This is a genomic window from Flavobacterium sp. NLM, from assembly GCF_002210235.1.
Taxonomy (GTDB): domain Bacteria; phylum Bacteroidota; class Bacteroidia; order Flavobacteriales; family Flavobacteriaceae; genus Flavobacterium; species Flavobacterium panici.
Genome location: NZ_LIAC01000001.1, coordinates 232,134 through 251,918, shown reverse-complemented (window position 1 = coordinate 251,918; position 19,785 = coordinate 232,134). Strand labels below are relative to the sequence as shown.

General features: G+C 37.0%; 15 protein-coding genes. 2 read left to right on the top strand and 13 right to left on the bottom strand.

All coding sequences use genetic code 11. The features are described from left to right. The 6 genes from APR43_RS01025 to APR43_RS01000 form a co-directional block, all read right to left on the bottom strand. Nucleotides 1–915 (bottom strand): DUF692 domain-containing protein, encoded by a 915-nt coding sequence (locus APR43_RS01025; RefSeq protein WP_053470491.1) that lies wholly within the window; start codon nt 913–915, stop codon nt 1–3. Continuing rightward, a complete protein-coding gene (locus APR43_RS01020; RefSeq protein ID WP_088636375.1) occupies nt 905–1,492 on the bottom strand; it encodes a hypothetical protein in 588 nt (195 codons plus the stop codon). Before APR43_RS01020 ends, APR43_RS01025 begins: the two co-directional genes overlap by 11 nt. A gap of 16 nt (nt 1,493–1,508) precedes the next feature. After that, entirely contained in the window at nt 1,509–3,023 is a 1,515-nt protein-coding gene (locus tag APR43_RS01015; protein WP_053470489.1) for a ferritin-like domain-containing protein, read from the bottom strand. A 20-nt stretch (nt 3,024–3,043) separates the two neighbouring features. Then, the gene (locus APR43_RS01010; protein WP_053470488.1) at nt 3,044–5,038 is read right to left on the bottom strand and encodes a hypothetical protein; all 1,995 of its coding nucleotides are present in this window, start codon (nt 5,036–5,038) and stop codon (nt 3,044–3,046) included. Nucleotides 5,039–5,081: 43 nt separating this feature from the next. Beyond that, nucleotides 5,082–6,800: an alpha-keto acid decarboxylase family protein gene (locus APR43_RS01005; protein WP_053470513.1), complete on the bottom strand. Its 1,719-nt coding sequence runs from the start codon at nt 6,798–6,800 to the stop codon at nt 5,082–5,084. 85 nt (nt 6,801–6,885) lie between these two features. Further along, nucleotides 6,886–8,253, bottom strand: coding sequence for a heme-binding protein (locus tag APR43_RS01000; RefSeq protein WP_053470487.1), 1,368 nt, complete (start codon nt 8,251–8,253; stop codon nt 6,886–6,888). A gap of 610 nt (nt 8,254–8,863) precedes the next feature. On the opposite strand from APR43_RS01000, the gene APR43_RS00995 reads away from it, so the two are divergent. Then, complete coding sequence (locus tag APR43_RS00995) at nt 8,864–9,229, top strand: hypothetical protein (protein WP_053470486.1); 366 nt, start codon at nt 8,864–8,866, stop codon at nt 9,227–9,229. Between the two features lie 71 nt (nt 9,230–9,300). On the opposite strand, the gene APR43_RS00990 is transcribed toward APR43_RS00995, so the two are convergent. Then, on the bottom strand, nt 9,301–9,594 hold the full coding sequence (locus APR43_RS00990) for a hypothetical protein (protein ID WP_053470485.1): 294 nt from the start codon (nt 9,592–9,594) through the stop codon (nt 9,301–9,303). Nucleotides 9,595–9,596: 2 nt separating this feature from the next. Between APR43_RS00990 and APR43_RS00985 the strand changes: the two genes are divergently transcribed. Continuing rightward, the gene (locus tag APR43_RS00985; protein WP_240514906.1) at nt 9,597–9,689 is read left to right on the top strand and encodes a hypothetical protein; all 93 of its coding nucleotides are present in this window, start codon (nt 9,597–9,599) and stop codon (nt 9,687–9,689) included. A 28-nt stretch (nt 9,690–9,717) separates the two neighbouring features. On the opposite strand, the gene APR43_RS00980 is transcribed toward APR43_RS00985, so the two are convergent. From APR43_RS00980 to APR43_RS00955, 6 genes are all read right to left on the bottom strand, one after another. Further along, the gene (locus tag APR43_RS00980) at nt 9,718–10,188 is read right to left on the bottom strand and encodes an energy transducer TonB (RefSeq protein ID WP_053470484.1); all 471 of its coding nucleotides are present in this window, start codon (nt 10,186–10,188) and stop codon (nt 9,718–9,720) included. Nucleotides 10,189–10,203: 15 nt separating this feature from the next. Continuing rightward, nucleotides 10,204–10,884 (bottom strand): DUF1080 domain-containing protein, encoded by a 681-nt coding sequence (locus APR43_RS00975; RefSeq protein ID WP_053470483.1) that lies wholly within the window; start codon nt 10,882–10,884, stop codon nt 10,204–10,206. A gap of 182 nt (nt 10,885–11,066) precedes the next feature. Continuing rightward, nucleotides 11,067–14,315: a TIM-barrel domain-containing protein gene (locus APR43_RS00970; RefSeq protein WP_053470482.1), complete on the bottom strand. Its 3,249-nt coding sequence runs from the start codon at nt 14,313–14,315 to the stop codon at nt 11,067–11,069. A gap of 100 nt (nt 14,316–14,415) precedes the next feature. Further along, nucleotides 14,416–16,539 carry an RICIN domain-containing protein gene (locus APR43_RS00965; protein ID WP_082356363.1) on the bottom strand — a complete coding sequence of 708 codons (2,124 nt, stop codon included), beginning with the start codon at nt 16,537–16,539 and terminating at the stop codon, nt 14,416–14,418. A 170-nt stretch (nt 16,540–16,709) separates the two neighbouring features. Beyond that, entirely contained in the window at nt 16,710–17,873 is a 1,164-nt protein-coding gene (locus tag APR43_RS00960; RefSeq protein ID WP_082356362.1) for a SusF/SusE family outer membrane protein, read from the bottom strand. A gap of 16 nt (nt 17,874–17,889) precedes the next feature. After that, on the bottom strand, nt 17,890–19,782 hold the full coding sequence (locus tag APR43_RS00955; RefSeq protein ID WP_053470479.1) for a RagB/SusD family nutrient uptake outer membrane protein: 1,893 nt from the start codon (nt 19,780–19,782) through the stop codon (nt 17,890–17,892). Nucleotides 19,783–19,785: the final 3 nt, after the last annotated feature.

The following is a 19,785-nucleotide window of genomic DNA, read 5'->3' as shown; positions in this document are numbered from 1 at the left end:
TTATAAAAATTTGTCTACAGCGAATAAATTCAATGGATTTGAAACTTGTTCTTTATCAATAGAAAAAATTTCTTTTTCAACTCCAACAAACGCTGCATCCATATATTGCTTTGATTTCAGTAATTCAGAATGATATACATCAAAAGCCGGAATATTCCCATCCCATTCTAGTAAAATTGATGCCTGATTGGCCAATTGATAAGCTTGTTGAAACAATTTCCAAACCTGACTGTTTACTTCTCTATCGTGTGTATCAATAATATAATTACCGCAATTTTGATGACCTGCCAAATGCATTTGAACTATTTTATCATGCGGAATTCCGTTGATGTATTCTACAGGATCAAAATCATTATTAAAAGAAGAAACATATACATTGTTTACATCCAAGAGTAATCCACAGCCGGTTTCTTCGGTCATGATTCGCAAAAATTCCCATTCCGGAAGTGTCGAATTATTGAAGGCTGCGTAGGTACTTGGGTTTTCGACAATCAGCGGTCGTTCTAAATAATCCTGAACTTGTCTGATTCGGTTGCAAACGTGTTTTAATGAATCTTCATTTAGCGGAAGCGGTAACAAATCGTGCGAATTGGTGGTTAAAACTCCCGTCCAGCACAAATGATCGCTAATCCAGGCTGGCTTGACTTCACTTGCAAGTTGTTTTAAACTTTTCAGATAATCAAAATTTAAGGGATCAGTGCTTCCTATAGAAAGCGATACCCCGTGCATTACCACGGGATATTTTTCTGCTATTTGTTGTAAAATATATCTCGGACGTCCATGTGAATCCATGAAATTCTCAGAAATTACCTCAAACCAGTCTACGGCAGGGTTTTTCTCCAGAATATGTTCAAAATGCTGGCTTCTGAGTCCTAATCCCAATCCTAAATTGGGTAATCCAAGTCTAGTGTCCATTATTTTTGGGTTGACAATTTGAAAGACTTTCCGGTAGTTTTTTAGCGCTTTCTTCTTCCATTTTCAAAACTCTTTCCGCTGCCGCAGCTTTTCTTTCAGCAGGGTTGTTGATATAGGAACAAGATCTTGAACCGCTTTGTCCGCAAGAAGAATAATCTACGCCTGAAGTTCCGCGAATTGAGTTTACGTATTCATCGCTTGGTCCATATTGCTGGGGAGCTTCGCCAAAGGATTTTCCACTTTCTTTTCTTTTTTCTTCAAAGCGTATTCTGGCCAATTGCCAAACACTAAGTCCTTTATTAGGGCCTTGTGCCATAAAACGGGAAGCCAAAATAGGCACACCGCAGCTGCCTTGGTAGCGACAATCATTTTCGCCGGGATGGCAGAGTTCTTCTGTTGTACCAAAAATCCCGCAGCCTCCCTGCCCTTTACAAGCGTTTAAGGTGTGGCAGGGATGACCAACTGCTGTTGAGCAATCGCCTTGACCTGCACAATCATTATTTCCTGAATATCCCGCATTTTTGCATGAATTAAGCCCCATGCATACATGAAGTTCTTTTGTTACTAATTCTGACATGTTGTATATTTTTATATTAATGATTATGTCTATAAGGTGTACTTGGTACTTTAGGAATATCGGCTTCAATGCTGTAATCCAATCCTACGTCTGGTAAAGACGGGAAATAGTTTTCGCTTTTAATTGCCCAACCCCAATTAACAGGATCGGCTTTCGCCAATTGATCAACCAAACTCATGATTTGTGCTTTTGGTCTTAAGAAACTTTGCTCAAACGAAAATGGTTCAAATGTTAGCGCGCCTTTATAAGCCTGATTGCCTTTAGTATAAGTGTATTGGTTAATTTGGTTACCAACACCGCTCAAAAGCCAGATCATTGATTTATGAATACCAAAAATGAATAAATCATATTGTGTACTTTCGTCTTTATGATAACAGGCTTCAATCATTAAAAGAATATAAGCAAAAACTGCATTACCTAATTGTGAACATAATGCCAGTGCCTGATTACCCGAAGCTATATAATCGGCTGTTTTAGGATTAGCATCAGTATCATATACAAAATAGCTGAAGAAATCATCTAATCCCTGAATGTTACGGAACTTTTGCTGATAATGCCCGCCAAGTGTGTAGGCTTCAAGAAATTTGGCAAAATGAGCAGGTTCTTTCCCGGAATCATCATAATCACCTTCCCAAAAAACTACTTTGCCATCAACAATATCCATTGGTACCGGCATTTTATTTTCGCCCCAAATTAAAGTATGCTGCTTGTATTTACTTTTTCCTTCTCCCTGTTCAATGATGCGATGTATAGCTTCAATTGCCGAGTAAGCGTCGTGTACGCCAACAAGTCCTTCACTATCATCTGTATTGGCAAATTGAGGATTGTGATCTCTGTCATAATGTACCGTATTCATTGAATTTTGAGAATAATACGGTCTCGGACGATCCGGATTATCCGGAGGAAGCAATTGTGGTCTTTGCTCATAAGGTCCCGGAAAATCCTCTTTTATACATTTGATAATCATTTCATATAAAAGCCCAATCGTTTGATATTCAACAGTATCCAATAATTGTGCATTTGCATAAGGATCTTTAAACGGTTCAGGGCTTTCAATTTGTAAAAATGTAGTCAATTGCTTCAATGACAATTTTGCTGCATCAATTTGAAATTCAGGAATATGTCCGTCTAATTGTGTTGGAAATGTTAAAATTTTTCCAATTCCCATTAAATCAGGTGCCGTTTGACAAACTGCTTGTTTCACATTGCATGAAAGTGCCAGATGCAGCATTTCTTCAATAACAACGCTCATAATTAAGGCAGCCGATTTATTCGAATAAACTAATATATCGAGTTTCAGTTCTTGCGCCAGTTCGTCGATTTCGGCAGCAGTACGCACGCCGGATTTTGAAAGCTGCGCATGAAGTTTAGCATACAGTTTATCCTGATCCTGTGCTCTGTTTATCGAATAATAGGTCGATAAATACGTTGGAATTGTAGCAAGCTCCAGTGCAATTGCCTGCTGCATTACATCTTTGATATTGTCTTTTGTTACCGAAGTAGAAAAGTTAAATAGTTTTTTGGTTTTCATTTATTTTTGGTTAAAGTAGATTATTCCGGACTGATAAATGGATAGTATTTTTCGTCAATAATAGGTTCGATTCCAAAGAAATCATTCAGCACAGATTCAGCAGTACAAAATGCACCTTCTACCCAAGCCTGATCGTTTGAATAGGTCTCTCCTACAATAAAAATTTCGCAGTCTGTATTTGGAACGAGCTGAGATGGTTTTCTAATTTTTCTTTGCACATCACCTAAATTATAATGCGATTTATAGGCATGATATCCTGCATTAAAAGGAGGAAGCGACCAGTCCATATATTTTGTTTCTAAAGGCTCAGGCACATACGAATAATCAGCCTGCGGCCCAAAATGCAATGATGCTAATTGTGAACGAAGCATTTTCACCATTACAGGAGTGGCTTCTCTAGGCCCTTCAAGCGGCTGACAGTCTCTGGATTCAGGAATTTCGCGCGTAGCATTTGGTCCAAGTTCTAAAGGTTTCCAGAATGTTGAATATTGAATATCATCATAACTGGCCAAAATACCGTATACTTTTTTTCCTTTTCCGTCTCTGGCATTATCACCAAAATAAACAACTTGTCGAATAGGCATATCGGTAATACTTGGGCCAATAGTATCTAATTCGGCTACAGTCGAAATTTGTTTTTCTTGTTTAAAAGTTAAACGTTCTTCGATTGCATTTTCTACAGCAGTTATAAAGCTTACCTTATCGTTAAACGAATTAACAATGATAGCCGGATTTTTAGCCGATTCTATTTTTTTAAGATAGTTAGAAGGAAAACCCTCTTTTTTTAATTTCTCAATTCCTTCTTGTGTTAGGAAATAACTCGTTAGTTTAGCAGGATAAGTTGGGCTTCCGGCCTCGGTTACTCTCCACCAAGGTGTATCGAAAAACATCCCTATTTTGTATGAAGGTTCCATTAATACAGACTCTAAATACAACTGTACTTTTTCATGATTTAACACATCGGTTGCTTCTTCATCACTGTATCTGCTTGCCTGCGCTACTAAGTCAATTGCTGCTCTTGGCATAGCAAGAAATGCGGCATCACATTTTTTTCTTTCTGCAAGTGCATCTGGATCTTTGCGTGTTGCAGTTGTAAAATTCACTCCAGATTTAGTGTGTACAATAGAGCGCAGTCGAATGTTTGGATAATAATTTAGAGTAATCCCTTTTTGTTTTGCCAGTTTTTCAACTTCTTCAAATAAAGAATCAAATAAGCTGGAATATCCTTTTATTAAAGTTTTGTATTCTGTTCCCGGAAGAAACTCATCATTCACATTAAATGACTGTGCACTATTACTGTTTACTACGTTTGAACTATAACCATTTCCATCAGATAAGTAGCTAAATCCTTCTTGGTCAAGCATGTCATAACCCAGGTTCCAATATCCAATTTCTTTTAGTAAATCTCCTTTTTGGTAGATTGAACTATCAGGCATATCAATATTGATTCTTCCTTCTTCATAAAATTTACACCATTCTCTACGGGTAGTTGGCCCAGATGTTTGTGTGATCGCTACAGATTGTATGGTTGTAAAACCATCATCTGGCGGAGCATCCTGAGCGTAATTGTTTGCGAAATACGGAGCTGGCTGATTCGAATTGATATCTGAGATATACATGTTTTTTGAACGCAAAGACATCAATGGGTCTGCTGACTCATTAAACGGAACTGAATCTTTCTTTAAATCCAGTTCTTCAATGGTTTTAGTTACTAAACGATGTCCGGGTCCTTCAGGAGTTCCATCCCAATATAAATATCTCATACCTCCTAATTCAAGGTACGAATTGTCTTTGTCATCTTTATAATGCCATGTACAAACACGTGCACCTGGTTCTCTCGTTCCCGGATTTTTTTTAGAAAAATCATATTTTCCCCAGTCGTAAAGTTCTAATACATCGCCCTTAACGAGCATTTTTTCGTTTTTGGCGAGTTTAGATTTTCCATCAAGTAATCTCCACGCCGTATAGAGTCCGGCTGCACCTGCTCCAAAAATAGAGTATGTTTTTTTGCTCATGATAGTATGTTTTTAGATTTTTTAGTAGTTATAGATAGTGGTTTTATTCATTTCCCAGTCTTGCCATTTGCTGTGCCAGATCTTTTTGAGGAATTACAATTTCTACCAGAGTTGGAAGATTTGTTTTTTTCTTAAGTTTTAGAAGTACTTCGTCTAACTCTGAAACAGTTTCAGCACGGTAGCTGTTTGCTCCAAATGCTTTGGCAAGTGCCTGATAATCCCATTTTGGAAGAATATCAAATGCATCAAACTTATGATCCGGTCCTGCTTTAAAGGAGTCCATGTCGACATACACCTGCTCAATTGCATATACACCATTGCTCATCACGAAGATTACAGAGTTGATGTTGTATTTTACAAGTGTCGAAAGTGATTGTGCAATCATCATAAAACCACCGTCGCCGGCTACAGTCCAGGCTTGTTTACCGCTTCCCAACTGAGCTCCTGAAGCTGCACCTGTTTCAAAACCAATACACTGCCAGGCAGCCGAAGAAATATAAGCGTTTTGAGATAATCCGTAAATATTGGTAGCCACGTACATTGATGAACTTACACCAAAAGTCATTACAATATCGTCCAGCATTTTTTCTTTTTTTAGAAAAGATGTAGCATGTTCAAAAAAGCGGTTAAAGGTTATTACTTCCGGAGTTAAATCATATTTAGGATCTGAGTTCGATCGCCATGGTTGCGGGAATCTTGGCTGAGCCGGAGCTATTACTTTTAAAGGATATCCTGACGCTCTTTTAAATCGTTCTGTTAAGGCTTCGATAAAGTCTTTTAAAGTTACTCCTGAATAGGTAAAATAACCAACTCTCGTTTCCTGAGTAGTTACCTGAATCATATCCGAAAATTTATTTTCTACCAGCCATAAATAATCATCGGTAATAATAGTTCCTAACGATAAAATGCAGTCTGAAGCTTCGACTATCTTAATAACTTCGGGTATTGAAGCCTGATCAGAATAGGTACCGATAAATTTATCGCCTTTTTCATCGAGAACCGTTTTTCCAAGTGAAGTTGTAGTGTACAACATTCCGCTTGCTTTAATAAGTTCTTCTAATTGCTTTGTTAGTTTATGTCGCAAAAGCTCTACTCCGGCAAAAATCAAAGGATTTTTTGACTGACTAATTTGTGACCATGCCTGAGAAACAGCATTTTCAAGTGCTGCCGGTTCACTTTTTATTATTTCAGGTTCTAGTTTTTTACTGGAAGGTTTTGGGCAAGGTTCGCCCCACACCTCTTTATAACACGCTATATACACAGGACGTTGGTGTGTAAGTGCTGCGATAAGTAATTTATCAATTTTTTCAGGAGCTCCTGCAGAAGTGCTTAGTGTCTCGGCAGCAACAGTTACTCTTTCATAAACTTCCTGATCTGCATTAACATTGCCTGTAGAGTGATGGTAAAGTACGTTATACATACTTCCAATTTTTCGTGCATCGGCTCCCGGTGTTGCACTAATTACAACAACTGGACTGCGTTCTACATAAGCTCCTGCAATAGCATTTAATGCGCTAAAAGTACTTACTCCGTATTGTAAAGATACGGCAGCTAAACCTCTGGTACGTGCGTAAGCATCTGCCGCGTAAGAAGCGTCTAGTTCGTTTGAAGTTCCAATGGTTTCAATTCCGTCAAAGTATTCCAGAGCCTGTGTAAAATGCTTTACATAATCTCCCGGAATTTGAAAAACCTCGGTGACATTTAATTGTTTGAGTCGGGTTAGCAGATAATCTGCGACCGTAAATTCTTTGGTAGGTTTCATTTTTTGGTTATTAGAATTAGGAGTATTTTTGTTTTCAGTAATAAATCTCTTCAGCAATAAAACTGAAGAGATTTATATTAGTCTTTTAAATTTTGATACGCACTTGCAGACTGCCAATATTATCAGCTAATCCGGCTCCGTATTCAGCATTTAAATCATCGTTGATGCATAACTTCAATGGTCCGCTTTGACCTGCAGGAGTTGTAACAGGCCCATTTCCAATAAAAAATGGAGCATTATTTCCAACTTGTCCTATAAGGGAACCCATATTTACATTTTGAATAGGATATCCTGATTGTGTTACAATAATACCCGGACATCCATTTGCGTCATACAGATTACCATTATTGGTTTGCGGATCTGCTGTCCATAGACCAGATTCGTAACTTACTGTTATCGTATTACCTGGCTGTACGGCAATTCCGGTGTTTTGCCATGACTGGTTTGCATTAACCGGAACAAACGTTTCTACCAGCTGCAGGGTATTAGCATCGATATGCAAAAACTGAGTTGGCATACCATTAATTAAAAATTGTAAAACAATATTTTGAATGTATTGTAACTGAGTAGTTCCGTTACTTAAATTTTCAACATACCAAGTGGTGGTCATTGAAAGCACTTTTCCAAAAGAAGTTTCAAAGTTTATATTGCTTACTGCACCTCCTTCATTATTTGTACTTACCGTAATACTTGAGTAGCTGTCAACCGTAATTCCCTGACTGTTCAATGTCTTTAATTGCTGTGTCAAATAGGTTGACGGATCAATTATAGTAGGGTCTGTAAATGGTAATTTAGTTCTGTCTGCAGTTGGAAAAACCGGATTTCCTGTTCCCGAAGCAACTGGTCCTCCCGTCATTAAAACCGAAACACCATGAGGTACTGAAATTTGTTTGTTGTACTGAGTTGCCGGATTTTGTACAGGAATTGGATTTGAATCCGGAACAAAACCAGGACCATAAGGGCCCTCAACTTGGTTTTGTATTACGTGATAAAGCCAGGTTCCGTTCTCAGCATGAATTAAAGTATTTTGAATGGGCTGTGCTCCGTTTGGATCGGCATTGTTGGCAATGTAGACTCTTTGTTCATAAAACAACACGCTGCTTGCCTGTGTATATTGTCCTTCTCTATTTGGTGCCCCGCCGGCTATAGCCGAAAATGAGATTTCTTCGAAATAAGGAAAGTTTTTAGTGATATAACCACTTGGAGCATCTGTTTGCGGCAAAGGCATAACATTGTAACCTGTGGCATTTGCGCCCGTGGGACTATTCCAGGTGCCAATAAAACTATTTATAAGACCAAGATTATTAGTGCCCACAACCGGCGGCTGATTTGTTGTTGATACAAGCGGAGTTGTAATGTCTGGAATTACCGCTGGTGCTGCTGTTACCGCACCAGCTGCTTGTTGAGCCTGATAAGGGCATTTTTGCTGTTGTAAACCGTTTAAATTTTCCATTTTGTTATGTATTTTGTTCCTTTTCAGGTTAGTTACGTCTCGTTTAGGAAAGTGATTCTAAGGCACATTAGCGCATGTATCTTATCTCATTTCTGTAATAAAATTAGTGTGAGGCCATAGTTCAAATTAAAAAAAAGGCATGAGTGCGGGATTTTTATCCATGAGAGGTCGAAATAAAAGCACAAGATCATTTCGCTGCATTCTTGAATATTTCGTTTTATTTAAACATGCTTTATTTAAGAGACAAATCAACATTTTGACAAACGGATAATTAATAAGAAGTAAAATCAAAATGATGTAAAACAAAAAAACCGCTATGGCAGCGGTTTTTAGTGTGAAAGTATATAAATGACTTTATCTTGTATTACAGTAAAATTGACTGTAATAATCTGAAAATCAAATAAAACTTATTCTTTTTAATCGTTATTGTAATATTTTATTTACCTTTAAGCTCTTCTACAAGCCGTCTATATATTTCACTATTAGACAATTATCTACACTACCAAAAGATTACTGCAAATAAAATTCATACTCAGAAAGGAGTATTTATAGAATTAGAAAATCAATTTTATATAAATCAAACCATTATTAACCATTAATTTTAAGAACTATGAAAAAAAATATTATTATCACTACCATACTATTATTATCATTATGCATTAGTCCAGGATTTAATGCTGCGACACCCAAGCAAAAACATGATAATACTACAAACAAATTTTATACAAAACCCATCGAATTTAAATTGACACAAGGTGTTATTGTTATTCCCTCACTAACGTATATTCCTAGGAATCAAACAACAGGCGCCAGTGGGTTCGTGTTTCCTCCTCCTCAAAACAGTTGGGTTCTTCCAGCAGAAGAGGGTGATATTATACGGTTTAATTTAGGAGGTTTGATAGGTTTCAAATGGTATACTGTTACCGCAGAAGATGAACAATCAGGTGTTGTAAATGTTGACATATTAAATTTATAGTTACACTGTAATAATTAATATAAAAACTGCTAAACGAATGGTTTAGCAGTTTTTTTTAGATAAAAGAATTATTATTTTTTAATGATATTCAGAATATCCAAAATAGTTGATATGTTATCTACAGATTCATTCATCATTGAAACCTGTTCCTTTTTATTATAGTTTTTAATGTGATTTGCAAAAGCTTCTGCTTCAAAACGAAAACCGCTTCCATAATCAACTTCGATCTTTTCTAACTCATAATTCCAGTCTAAACCTCTTTTGATTTCTACAAAGGCTATGTTTGGTTTTGTAGTATTGTTATATCCGCAGGTAATTATACCTTTTGCACCTATCACACGGGCATTATCCTGTAGTACCGCCAAAAGTGGAATACAGCCTTACCGAAAACGGTAAAGGCATTATTCCTGTTATTATTGCTTTGAGAAATTTTGGCTGTTTTTTAAAACACCGCAGTTAATAGGCAATTTTGCTTATAAAAAATTTACCTACTTAGTATAAAAAGGAAAGCTGTACAAACATCTTACTCGTTTTCCATTTTTTATTGCAGGCGTCCATTTAGGACATAATTTCATAACCCTTAGCATTTCTTTGCCTGATCCATAACCAAAATCGCGAAGAATTTCTATATTTGATAATGTTCCATCTTTCTCTATTAAAATAACTGTAAAAATACCGCCCATCGCTTCTTCTTCAACTGCTTTTTTCGGCATAACATAAGTCTTCGTCAGGAAAATATTAAACCTATCCATGCCTTCCGGATATTCTGGCCGGGAATCCACTGATGATGCATTATAAATTTCCTTGTCATTTTCATCAATACCATATTCTAATACATCTTTTTTTGGAGCTTCTTTTTTAACTTTTAAAGGAGGATTAACAATTGCAGGTTTACTGCTCTCTTTTTGACAGCTTGTAATTAAGATTAAACTAAAAAGTAAAAAAAACGTTTTCTTCATTTTGTTCCTGTTTATTTATAATTGTTTTATTTCAATATTGCGGTACCATACATTGTTTCCATGATCCTGCAACGCTATTTTTCCTTTTTTGAATGTTCCAAATCCTGCCCAGTCGGCAAATTTACTTCCTGCTATTAATTTTTTAAAGTTCTCATCCCAAAGTGTTGTTTCTACTACGACAACGCCGTTTAAAATAAGGGTTAATTTTCCTTTGTTGCTGATAACTTCGGCTTTATTCCATTCTCCCACTGGTTTTACCGGTTCTGATTTACTTTCAATTAAATCGTATAAATTTCCCGCGCGGTGTTTTGTGATTTTTCCGTCAGGATGTCCGTCGTTATCCAGAACCTGCATTTCTAAACCTGTACTAAATGTGTTTGGGTATTTTTGAGAATCTTCGTTCACATAAAAAATAATTCCGCTGTTTCCGTTTGGTGATATTTTCCATTCTAATTTTAAATGAAAATTTTCAAATTCAGCATTGGTTACTAAATCTCCTCCTTGTCCGTCTTTTGCCGCATCGGGATTAAAATGCAATAATCCATCTTCAACATTCCATCCGGCCAGAGCCGAAGTTTTTCCGTAAGTATGCCAGCCATTGGTGGTTTTTCCGTCAAAAAGAGGTTTAAAACCTTTTTGAGCCTGGATCATTTGTGTGAAAGATAAAATCAAAACTGCTGCTATAACTTTTTTCATGTGGTTTATTTTATTGATAAACTGAATTTTATTTTCAGTCTTTTCAGTTAGTAAATTCTTAAATATTGGGTAAAGATTGGATTTTGGATTTCCAACCTTAGTAAAAATAGTAAAAAAGGATGAACATTTTGCTCATCCTTTTTTAATAGTATTATGTCTTTTTTACTTCTAAAAAATTCTCTTTAAATAGAAGGAAAAAGACTGGTTTTAGCGATTTTGTCTGATGAAAAGTCAACTGATAATCCTGCGCCATAACTTTCCTGAAAATATTCTAATCGAATTGGAACTAATCCTTTTTTTAAGATTATTTCCGATTTTTTTTCGTCAAAACCATGCAGTCCATCATTATCAATAAGCAATTGATCATTGATATAGAATTTACTTCCATCATCAGACGAAACATAAAAAGTATATTTTCCATCTTCCGCAACGTTTATAAATCCATTATATACCAAGCCATAATTGTTGTCGTCATGGTTAATTTTGTTTAAATCAAAATCTGGGGCATAACCTTTATCAACTGGAGTAAGTTTACTAAAATCAGGTATTTTGCTCCATTTTCCTTTGTATAAATTATAATTTAAACCTGTTTTTTTATTGTAAAATATCTTCGAAATAACAGAACTCGCTGAACCTTCGCCCACCGGAACTGCAATTGCATTTACACGCGCCGGAACATTAACTTCAAATGCTTTTGTGTAAAGCTGTGAATTACGTGTTGGAACAGAACCGTCTGTAGTATAATAAATTTTATCAGTTCCTTTTTGAATAAACTCCACTTTTGCTTTTGTATCCGATTCTAACTCTGTTTCGTTGTTTTTAAATTCTGGTCTTTCGGCAATTTTTCCGTAGATTTTCAGTAATTCGTAATAAGGTTTGTAGACTTTATTGGTTTCACTAATAGATTGAATAGTCAATAAAGCACTATTCCAGCGGGTGTTAAATCCATCAATTTCTTTTTTAATATCGGCAATATTATATTCAATATTTTGACCAAATTGAGAAAGTGACATTATTTCGAATGGACTGTATAATCCATCATTCCAATTGTTTAACAAACGAAATGTTTCGAAATTTTTCATGTATTTAATTTGTCCTTTTTTCCCCGAAAGAAGCTGCTGATCATAATCTGGAAATTGTACCTCAACAGAAATTTTTGTATTCGTTGAAGATTCGGGTACATAAATACGGGTTTCAAAATCGTCTCCTACATATGACCAGGTTCCTGCTTTAGGTTCTTCGCTGTACGGAATATTTTGTCCGTTTACTGATACCGCTGTTGGAGGAAATGAACATGGAAAACGCAGTTCATAACTTCTTGAAGTCAGCATTCCGGGAAATGAACCTTCTACAGGCGCGATCACAATATTGGTTTTATTTCCAGTTTGTTCTGAAGTTATTGGCGTATACGTAAAAGCATTTTTCTTGAAGTTGTTGTTATTGCCTTCGTCTTCATACAGTTTTAAATTTCCTTTTTTACCCGGATAGAAAGCAAGAATTAAAGGATTTAGAGGTTTTTCATCTGTTCTTTCCACTTTTGACTGCATCGGAATAATAGCGCCTTCTTTTACAAAAACCGGAGTATCTCCTAAAGTAAAAGGCATTGCAACTTTTTTACCTCCTTTTATAATATTTCCTGTGCTCAATTCATACCATTTACCTTCTGGCAGCCATGTTTCATGCGTTAGGAAAACACTTCCTTTTTCGATAGGTTTTGTTATAGGATGTACAATCATATCACGCCCAAACATATATTCGTTTGGTGTAGCATAAGCGGTTTCTTCCTTTGGATAATCATAATACATCGGGTGCACGGTAGAAACTCCTGTTTCGTACGTATTGCGTGCTTCATTATATAAATACGGAACCAGAGAATATCTCATTTGATACGCTTCTCTCATAATAAGGAAATTATCTAGCGGATAAGCCCAAATACGTCTTTCGTGCTGTGGTGCAGCGGTTGCATGTGTTCTGAATATCGGACTAAAAACGCCCCACTGAATCCATCTTGTATACAGTTCTGCAGTTCCTGCGTCGCCTTGGTGTCCGCCAATATCATGGCTCCAATATCCAAATCCAACGTTGGCAGCTGTAGCAGTAAAATAAGGCTGATAATTTAATGATTCCCAAGATACGTGTGTGTCGCCAGAGAATCCTATTTGATATCTGTGGTTTCCAAGTCCGCCCCAGCGATGAAAAATAAGCGGACGCACTTTGTTTTGGCGTTCCATGTCGCTGTAATGCACATAATTTAAGTAAATAGTTGGATTAACTCCGGGAATATTGGTACTTCCCCATTGCTGCCAGTCTAACCACCAAAAATCAACACCCGCTTTTTCAATAGGATGTAATACCAAATTCATGTAATTGGTAGCAAATTTTTTATCGGTAATATCAAAAGGCACGTATTTTTTGGTAGAAGGATCAATTCCCATTGCTTTTGCCATTTCCGGATATACTTCTTCAAAAGGCTGAATTCCTGAAGCCGGATGTAGGTTTAAACAGGTTTTAAGATGCTGTTCATTTGTCCATTTTAAGAATTTTTCAGGAGAAGGAAACAAGTTTTTATTCCATGTAAAACCAGTCCATCCCGAATCTTCTCCGGCCTGATCTCTTTGTCTTTGTCCGTTTTTGAAAAATTCAGGTAACGATTTTACGTGCCAGTCCATATCGATTACAAATACATCAAGCGGAACGTCATGCATTTTAAATTCACCAACAAGATCACGAAATTCAGTATCAGAATATTCTCTGTATCGTGACCACCATGCACCAAAGGCAAATCTTGGCGGCATGGCTATTTTTCCGGCAATATCAGTGAAGTCTTTTAAGGCCGCTTTATAATCAGAATCATAGGCAAAAAGGTATAAATCCTGTGGTTTATCTCCCGGACGCGCCATAACCCACGGCCACTCTGAATTATCAAAAAGCGGGCGTTCGCTGTCGTCTATTAAATACCATCCATCACGAGAAATTATACCTTTTTCCAGTTCCTTAGCCGGCCCGTCAACTCCATCCAGCGTTCGGGTTGTTCCTAACAGATTTTTAGTGTTTGCTAAACCGGGTTTCCATGAAACAGGTTTACCGTTTACTATAAAATCTACACTTAAATTTTTGTCGTTAAAATTGCCTGAACCTGTTTTGTATTTAAGTTTTACGACATCGGTTACAATTTGTAGTACACCATTACTTTCTTTTTTGGTAAACGACGGCACGGGAAGATTTCGGTTTACAAAGGTCAGCGAAGCATTGTCTGTAAATTTTCCGTCTGAACTCCATTCCATACGTATTACACGCGGCGAAAGTACTGTAAATCTGGCATTGCCTGAAACTACCATTGCTTTAGGATTGGCTTCGGGTTTGTATTCCTGAGCGGATAAAGCTGCGGAAGCAAGACAAATAATTGTAACTAAAAATTGTTTTGTTTTCATATTTTATTTTAAAATTAATCTTAAATAAATACTTCAAATCGTTTCGTTAAAATAATGATTTTAATGATCTTATTTGAAGTATTTACTTTTCATTCTCCGTTTATTTTTTAATAAATCGTTTTGTAACTTTTGTTCCGTCTTTTTCAAAAACAGCAAAATAAATTCCTGTTGCCAAGCCCGAAACATCGATACTATTTTCTTTTACTATTTGCTGCGAAACCTGACTTCCGGTTTCTGAATAAACCTGAACTTTTATTCCTGCCATTTCTGAAGTAAAAAAGAGCGTATTTTTTACCGGATTTGGATATACATTTAAAGTTTCTGCAGCATTTGGTAAAGGCTTCGAAATTTTGGCAGTTCCTAAAGTTGGGGTGAATTTTAGTAATTGCAGTTTCCAGCGTTGTGCATCGTTGTTATTATCGGTCCACTGATGTACGTTTGTTCCCGGTTCTGCAAGGTTATTTACTACGTCCAGACATAAATTCGTGTTTTTATGGGTCAGTTTAAAATAACCGTCACTCATTAATTCTATTTTCCAACGCTGTGCATCGGTTCCCAAATCTGACCATTGCTGTACATTGGCCCCGGGCTGACTGCTGTTGTTATCTACATCTAAAACCTGATTTGTACCTCGATGCGTTAATTTATAAAAACCATCTGATTCTTTTGTAATTACCCAACGCTGTGCATCGGTTTCATTACTGGTGTATTGCTGCACATTTGCTCCTTGTTGTGTACTGCCATCGCTCACATCGAGGCTTTGGTTCGTTCCTTTATGAATCAGCCTGTAAACTCCGCCGGAAACAATTGGCACTTCAATTAAATCTAATTTCCATCTTTGGGCATCATTATTCGCGTTCAGGTTATCTGTCCATTGCTGTACATTCGCGCCAGACTGGCTGCTGTTGTTATCGACATCTAAACATTGATTGGTTCCTTTGTGGGTTAACTTTGCATAACCATCAGACATTATTTCAATTTTCCAGCGCTGTGCATTATTGTTGCTGTCCAGCCATTGCTGTACGTTTGCGCCTTGTAAATTGCTGTTATTAGCAACATCCAGACACTGATTTGTTCCTTTGTGGGTTAATTTATAAAATCCGTCTGCTTCGAGTGTTATCACCCAGCGTTGTGCATCATTACCATTGTCTGTACTTTGCTGCACGTTTGCTCCCGACTGACTGCTGTTATTAACAACATCCAGACATTGATTAGTCCCTTTGTGGGTTAATTTATAAATTCCTCCCGAAACGATACTTTGTGTTGGACATGATTGATCCGGTATTCTTGGTGCCACACCATAATTGGTCATGTTTACGGGTTCAATCAAATCATTAGAATTGAAATACATTCTGTCAATCGCAATTTTTCGATCTCCCGATGTGCCATTTTCGTAACGATGGTAAACCATGTAGTATTCATCACAGTTTCCTATTTTGATTACACCATGATGACCCGGGCCTTTATCTTCTACATTAGAACTTAATACTTTTCCTCTATAAGTCCAGGGTCCCATTGGTGTATTTGAAGTGGAATACTGCACATTGTAAGTATCATTAAACCAGGATCCATTGGAATACATCATATAATAAATTCCTTTTCGTTTTACCATATAAGGACCTTCGGTATAATTTTGAGGTGTTATATCGGTTGGGCCTGTGGCTAATGAAACCATGTCTGCATTTAATTTACGAACGACCATTCGGCTTTTGCCTGATCCTCCGTAATAAATATAAGCCTGTCCGTCATCATCAACAAAAACATTGGCATCGATAATATCATCGGTGTATGGATCTGTGGCAATAAGCGGTGCGCCAATATCTGTAAAAGGCCCTATCGGAGTATTTCCTACTGCAAGACCAATTTTGGTTTCGGCAGTATAATAGAAATAATATTTGTTATTGCGAAAAACTACTGCCGGAGCCCAGCCGTTGTATTGTGCCCACGGACTATCGGGAAAGAGATCGAAAATAAGTCCTTCGTCATGCCAGTTGGTCAAATCAGTTGAGGAATAGGCGTGAAATTGTGTGCCGTAAATGGCTGTGGTATAGATGTAATATTTATTGTTGAAGTAATGAATTTCGGGATCGGCTCCTGTAAACAAGGGATTGCCGCTTGTTTGTGCCTGAACGGTATTGGCTAAACTTATAAACATTAAAAATAATGTAAAACGCAGTCTTACGGAATCCATAAGACAGAAACTATTTATTTTAAATTGTATCATAACTTGTTTTTTTATAAGAATTACTACTAACTTTTTCGTTTTCCTTTTAACGGAAATCTATAAAGCATGCCTTATTTAGTTCTTGAAAAAAGTTAAAAAAAGAATTCAAAACTCTCCAGTCCAACCGGGACTGAAAAGTTTTGTCTTCTTCCACTTAACTACTTAATTTATTACAGTTTTTTCAATAGAATAGTCATTTTTGCCGGATTTATAGTAAGCTCATATTGTCCTGCGCTTTCAATAATCCATTTATTATCCGGTGATCCATTTGGCATTAACATTACAGTTGGATTATCCGATGCTTCTCCTTTTATCACAGTTCCGTTTGCAGGAGGCATTAAAAATCTGCCGCCCCAGTTGCCTAAGTCTAAAGCAAGTTTAAATTCTCCGGCATCAAATTGCCCTTTATAGGTAAATACTTCAGGGTTTTTAGGATCCCAATTCATTGGTTTTGCTTTTCCAATATCCCAGCCTATACCGGTTATGGCGTTTCCAACCATATAAACATTTTCATAAGGCACATATCCAAAAGCATAAGTTCCCTGATCAATATCCAGATAGAAAGAATGACGGCCTGCCTGAGTTACTTTAAAGACATTATCATTGTTTCTTGGTTCGGTTTCGTTATACACAATTTTGTTTCCGGCAATAGGATCATAAGATGGTAATTCGCTGCCCGGTTTTTCAATCACTTTGAATGAACCTACTGAAAAATCTCCGATGAAATTGTAAATGGTTCTTTCTGTTTTTTCCGGTAAAATTTTACCTGCACTGTAATCCCAGCCGCCGCTTATGGCATCTCCAACCATAAACAATGGTAATGGCCCCGGGCTGTAACTGGTTACGGCAAAACTTGAGGTAGATACTTCCGGCAGCTGATATTGTGCTGAATTATCGACTCTCGCAATAATCTGCACTTCAAGATTGGTAACAACACCTCCCGGACGTTTAAAGTTTTTGAGCAATAAACCATTTAACTGCCCTACGGTATACGATTTGGTAAAAACGCCTGCTGGAATTTCTTCGGTAATTGTTGTACTTGTTCCGGGTGCTGCGCCTTCGCCAAAATTATTTCCTGCAATATCCATTCTGAAAAAATACGTCAGGCTGGTTCCGGCTCCTCTGTCATTTCCTTGTGTCCATGTAAATGTTATGGCGTTTGCCGCTTCATTCTCTTTAGTTAATACAATTTCTTTGCTCGAAAGTGTCATAGTCAAAGGATTGGCAAAATTAGGCTGCTTAAGCCAATCCTGATTTTCAAGTCCGCTGTCTTCACAGGAGACAAAAACCAAACTCATTATTATAAATGAGATAATATTTTTTATATTTTTCATTTGTTTTGATTTTTAGTTATTTGTCCCAGAAAGGAGCCTGAATTAAATTAGGGTTCTTTTCTATCTCTGCTAAGTATATCGGGAACCAATAGAAAGATTTTCTGTATACTCTCGTTTGATACGCCGTTCTTTTATAGAATTCATCAGCATTTTTACCGTTAAAGTTCATTCCGTAGAATTGCCCATTCAACACTGTTTCTGCCAGTTTCCATCTTCTTAAATCATCGTAGCGAATTCCTTCTGTACAAAGCTCTACTCTGCGTTCCATTCTGATAATTTTTCTAATACTTTCCTGATCGCTGTTTACATGAATATTGTCAACATCTGTTCCGCCTGTTGTATACGTTCTTACTCCGGCTCTTGTTCTAATTTTATTTAGATAAAGCAGGATTTCTGGATTTCCGGGATCAGACTCGTTAAGGGCTTCTGCATAATTTAAATAAGCTTCGCCTAAGCGGTATAAAATTCCGTGACGAGGGGCAAAATAACCAATAGTAGGATTTCTTGTTGGATCTGTTCTTTTTCTGGCTAAATATCCATTTTGTGGGGCATCATGAGTATTGTTATTGTCTTTTTTACCGTTAAAAAATTCCAGTTTTCTACCTTTGTCTTTTCCGGCATTATCACCGTCTGTATACCATGCACCATCAAAATTTACAGCCAGATAAAATCTTGGTTCACGATTACAATACATGTTGTAAGTCCCTGCAAGCGTTACAAGTCCCGGACTTTTTACTTCATTAAATTTGGTTATTCCATTTGGCCAATATCCATCCTGAGAAGAGAAACCATTTTCAACATATCCCGAATTAGAATCTGTTATTGGTAAACCATTTGCGGTAAAAAAGGCATCAACTAAAGACTGAGTTACACCATAACCTCCGGCTCCACCTGCTCCGCCCGGTGCGGTATGTCTGTCATATTCTTTAGATTCTACATTTACACGGGCAAAAAGTACTTCTCCATTTCCTTTACTTGCTTCAACAAGATGTAAGTTTTGACAAGATAAAAACGGGTCAATTTTTCCTGCAGCGTTTGTTTCTGTGTATAATTTATGTCCTGCAGCTTCTGCACTTAGAATTAAATCTTTACTGGCATCTGCGGCAATTTTCCATTTGTTGGCATCATAAGTAGAGTTGAATAATGCTTTTCCATCTTTTGTAACATGGTTTGCATATTCTGAATTTCCATTAACAAGCGGACTTGCGGCAAAAAGCAGCATTCTGGCTCTTACGGCTTTACACATAATTGATGTAGCACGTCCAAACTTTCTTCCGTCTGAATAATTTGCGGGCAAAATTGTTTCAACCTCTTTCAGTTCTTTATTAATCCACGCTACAATGTCATCATACGGAGTTTGTCCAACTTGTAAGTCTGAAAGGTTATAATTTACAGGCGTAATTTCATCCGGGCTAAAAGGAATTGGGCCATACGTATTGATCAATAAAGAATAATAATACGCTTTTAAAAAGCGGCATTCAGCAATCATTAAACGAACTTCATCTTCATTTAAATTTTGTTCCGGTAATGGTTTTATGTTTTGTATTAGCAGATTACATTCTCTAATTCTTTGCGGAAGATTGTTCCAATATCCAGGGCTCCATTGTGAACCTACTGACCAGTCACCTAAAATAAAAGGAATTACCTGCCAGTCGTACTGACGCCATCTTTCTGACGGGGTCATATCATCTCCTAAAATTTCCCATCCTAAGCTTCGTGCATATCCCCAGGTAGGGTCCGGAATTCTGGAATAACAGCCTGCCAGCCAATTTTCTGTTTTTGTTTTACTCTCAAAAACACCATCCAAAGTAAGTTCGGTATCGCTTTCTTTGTCCAGATAATCAGAACAGGATGACGATAATAATAATCCTAGAAAAAGGAAAATCGATCTAATGTATATATTTTTCATTTT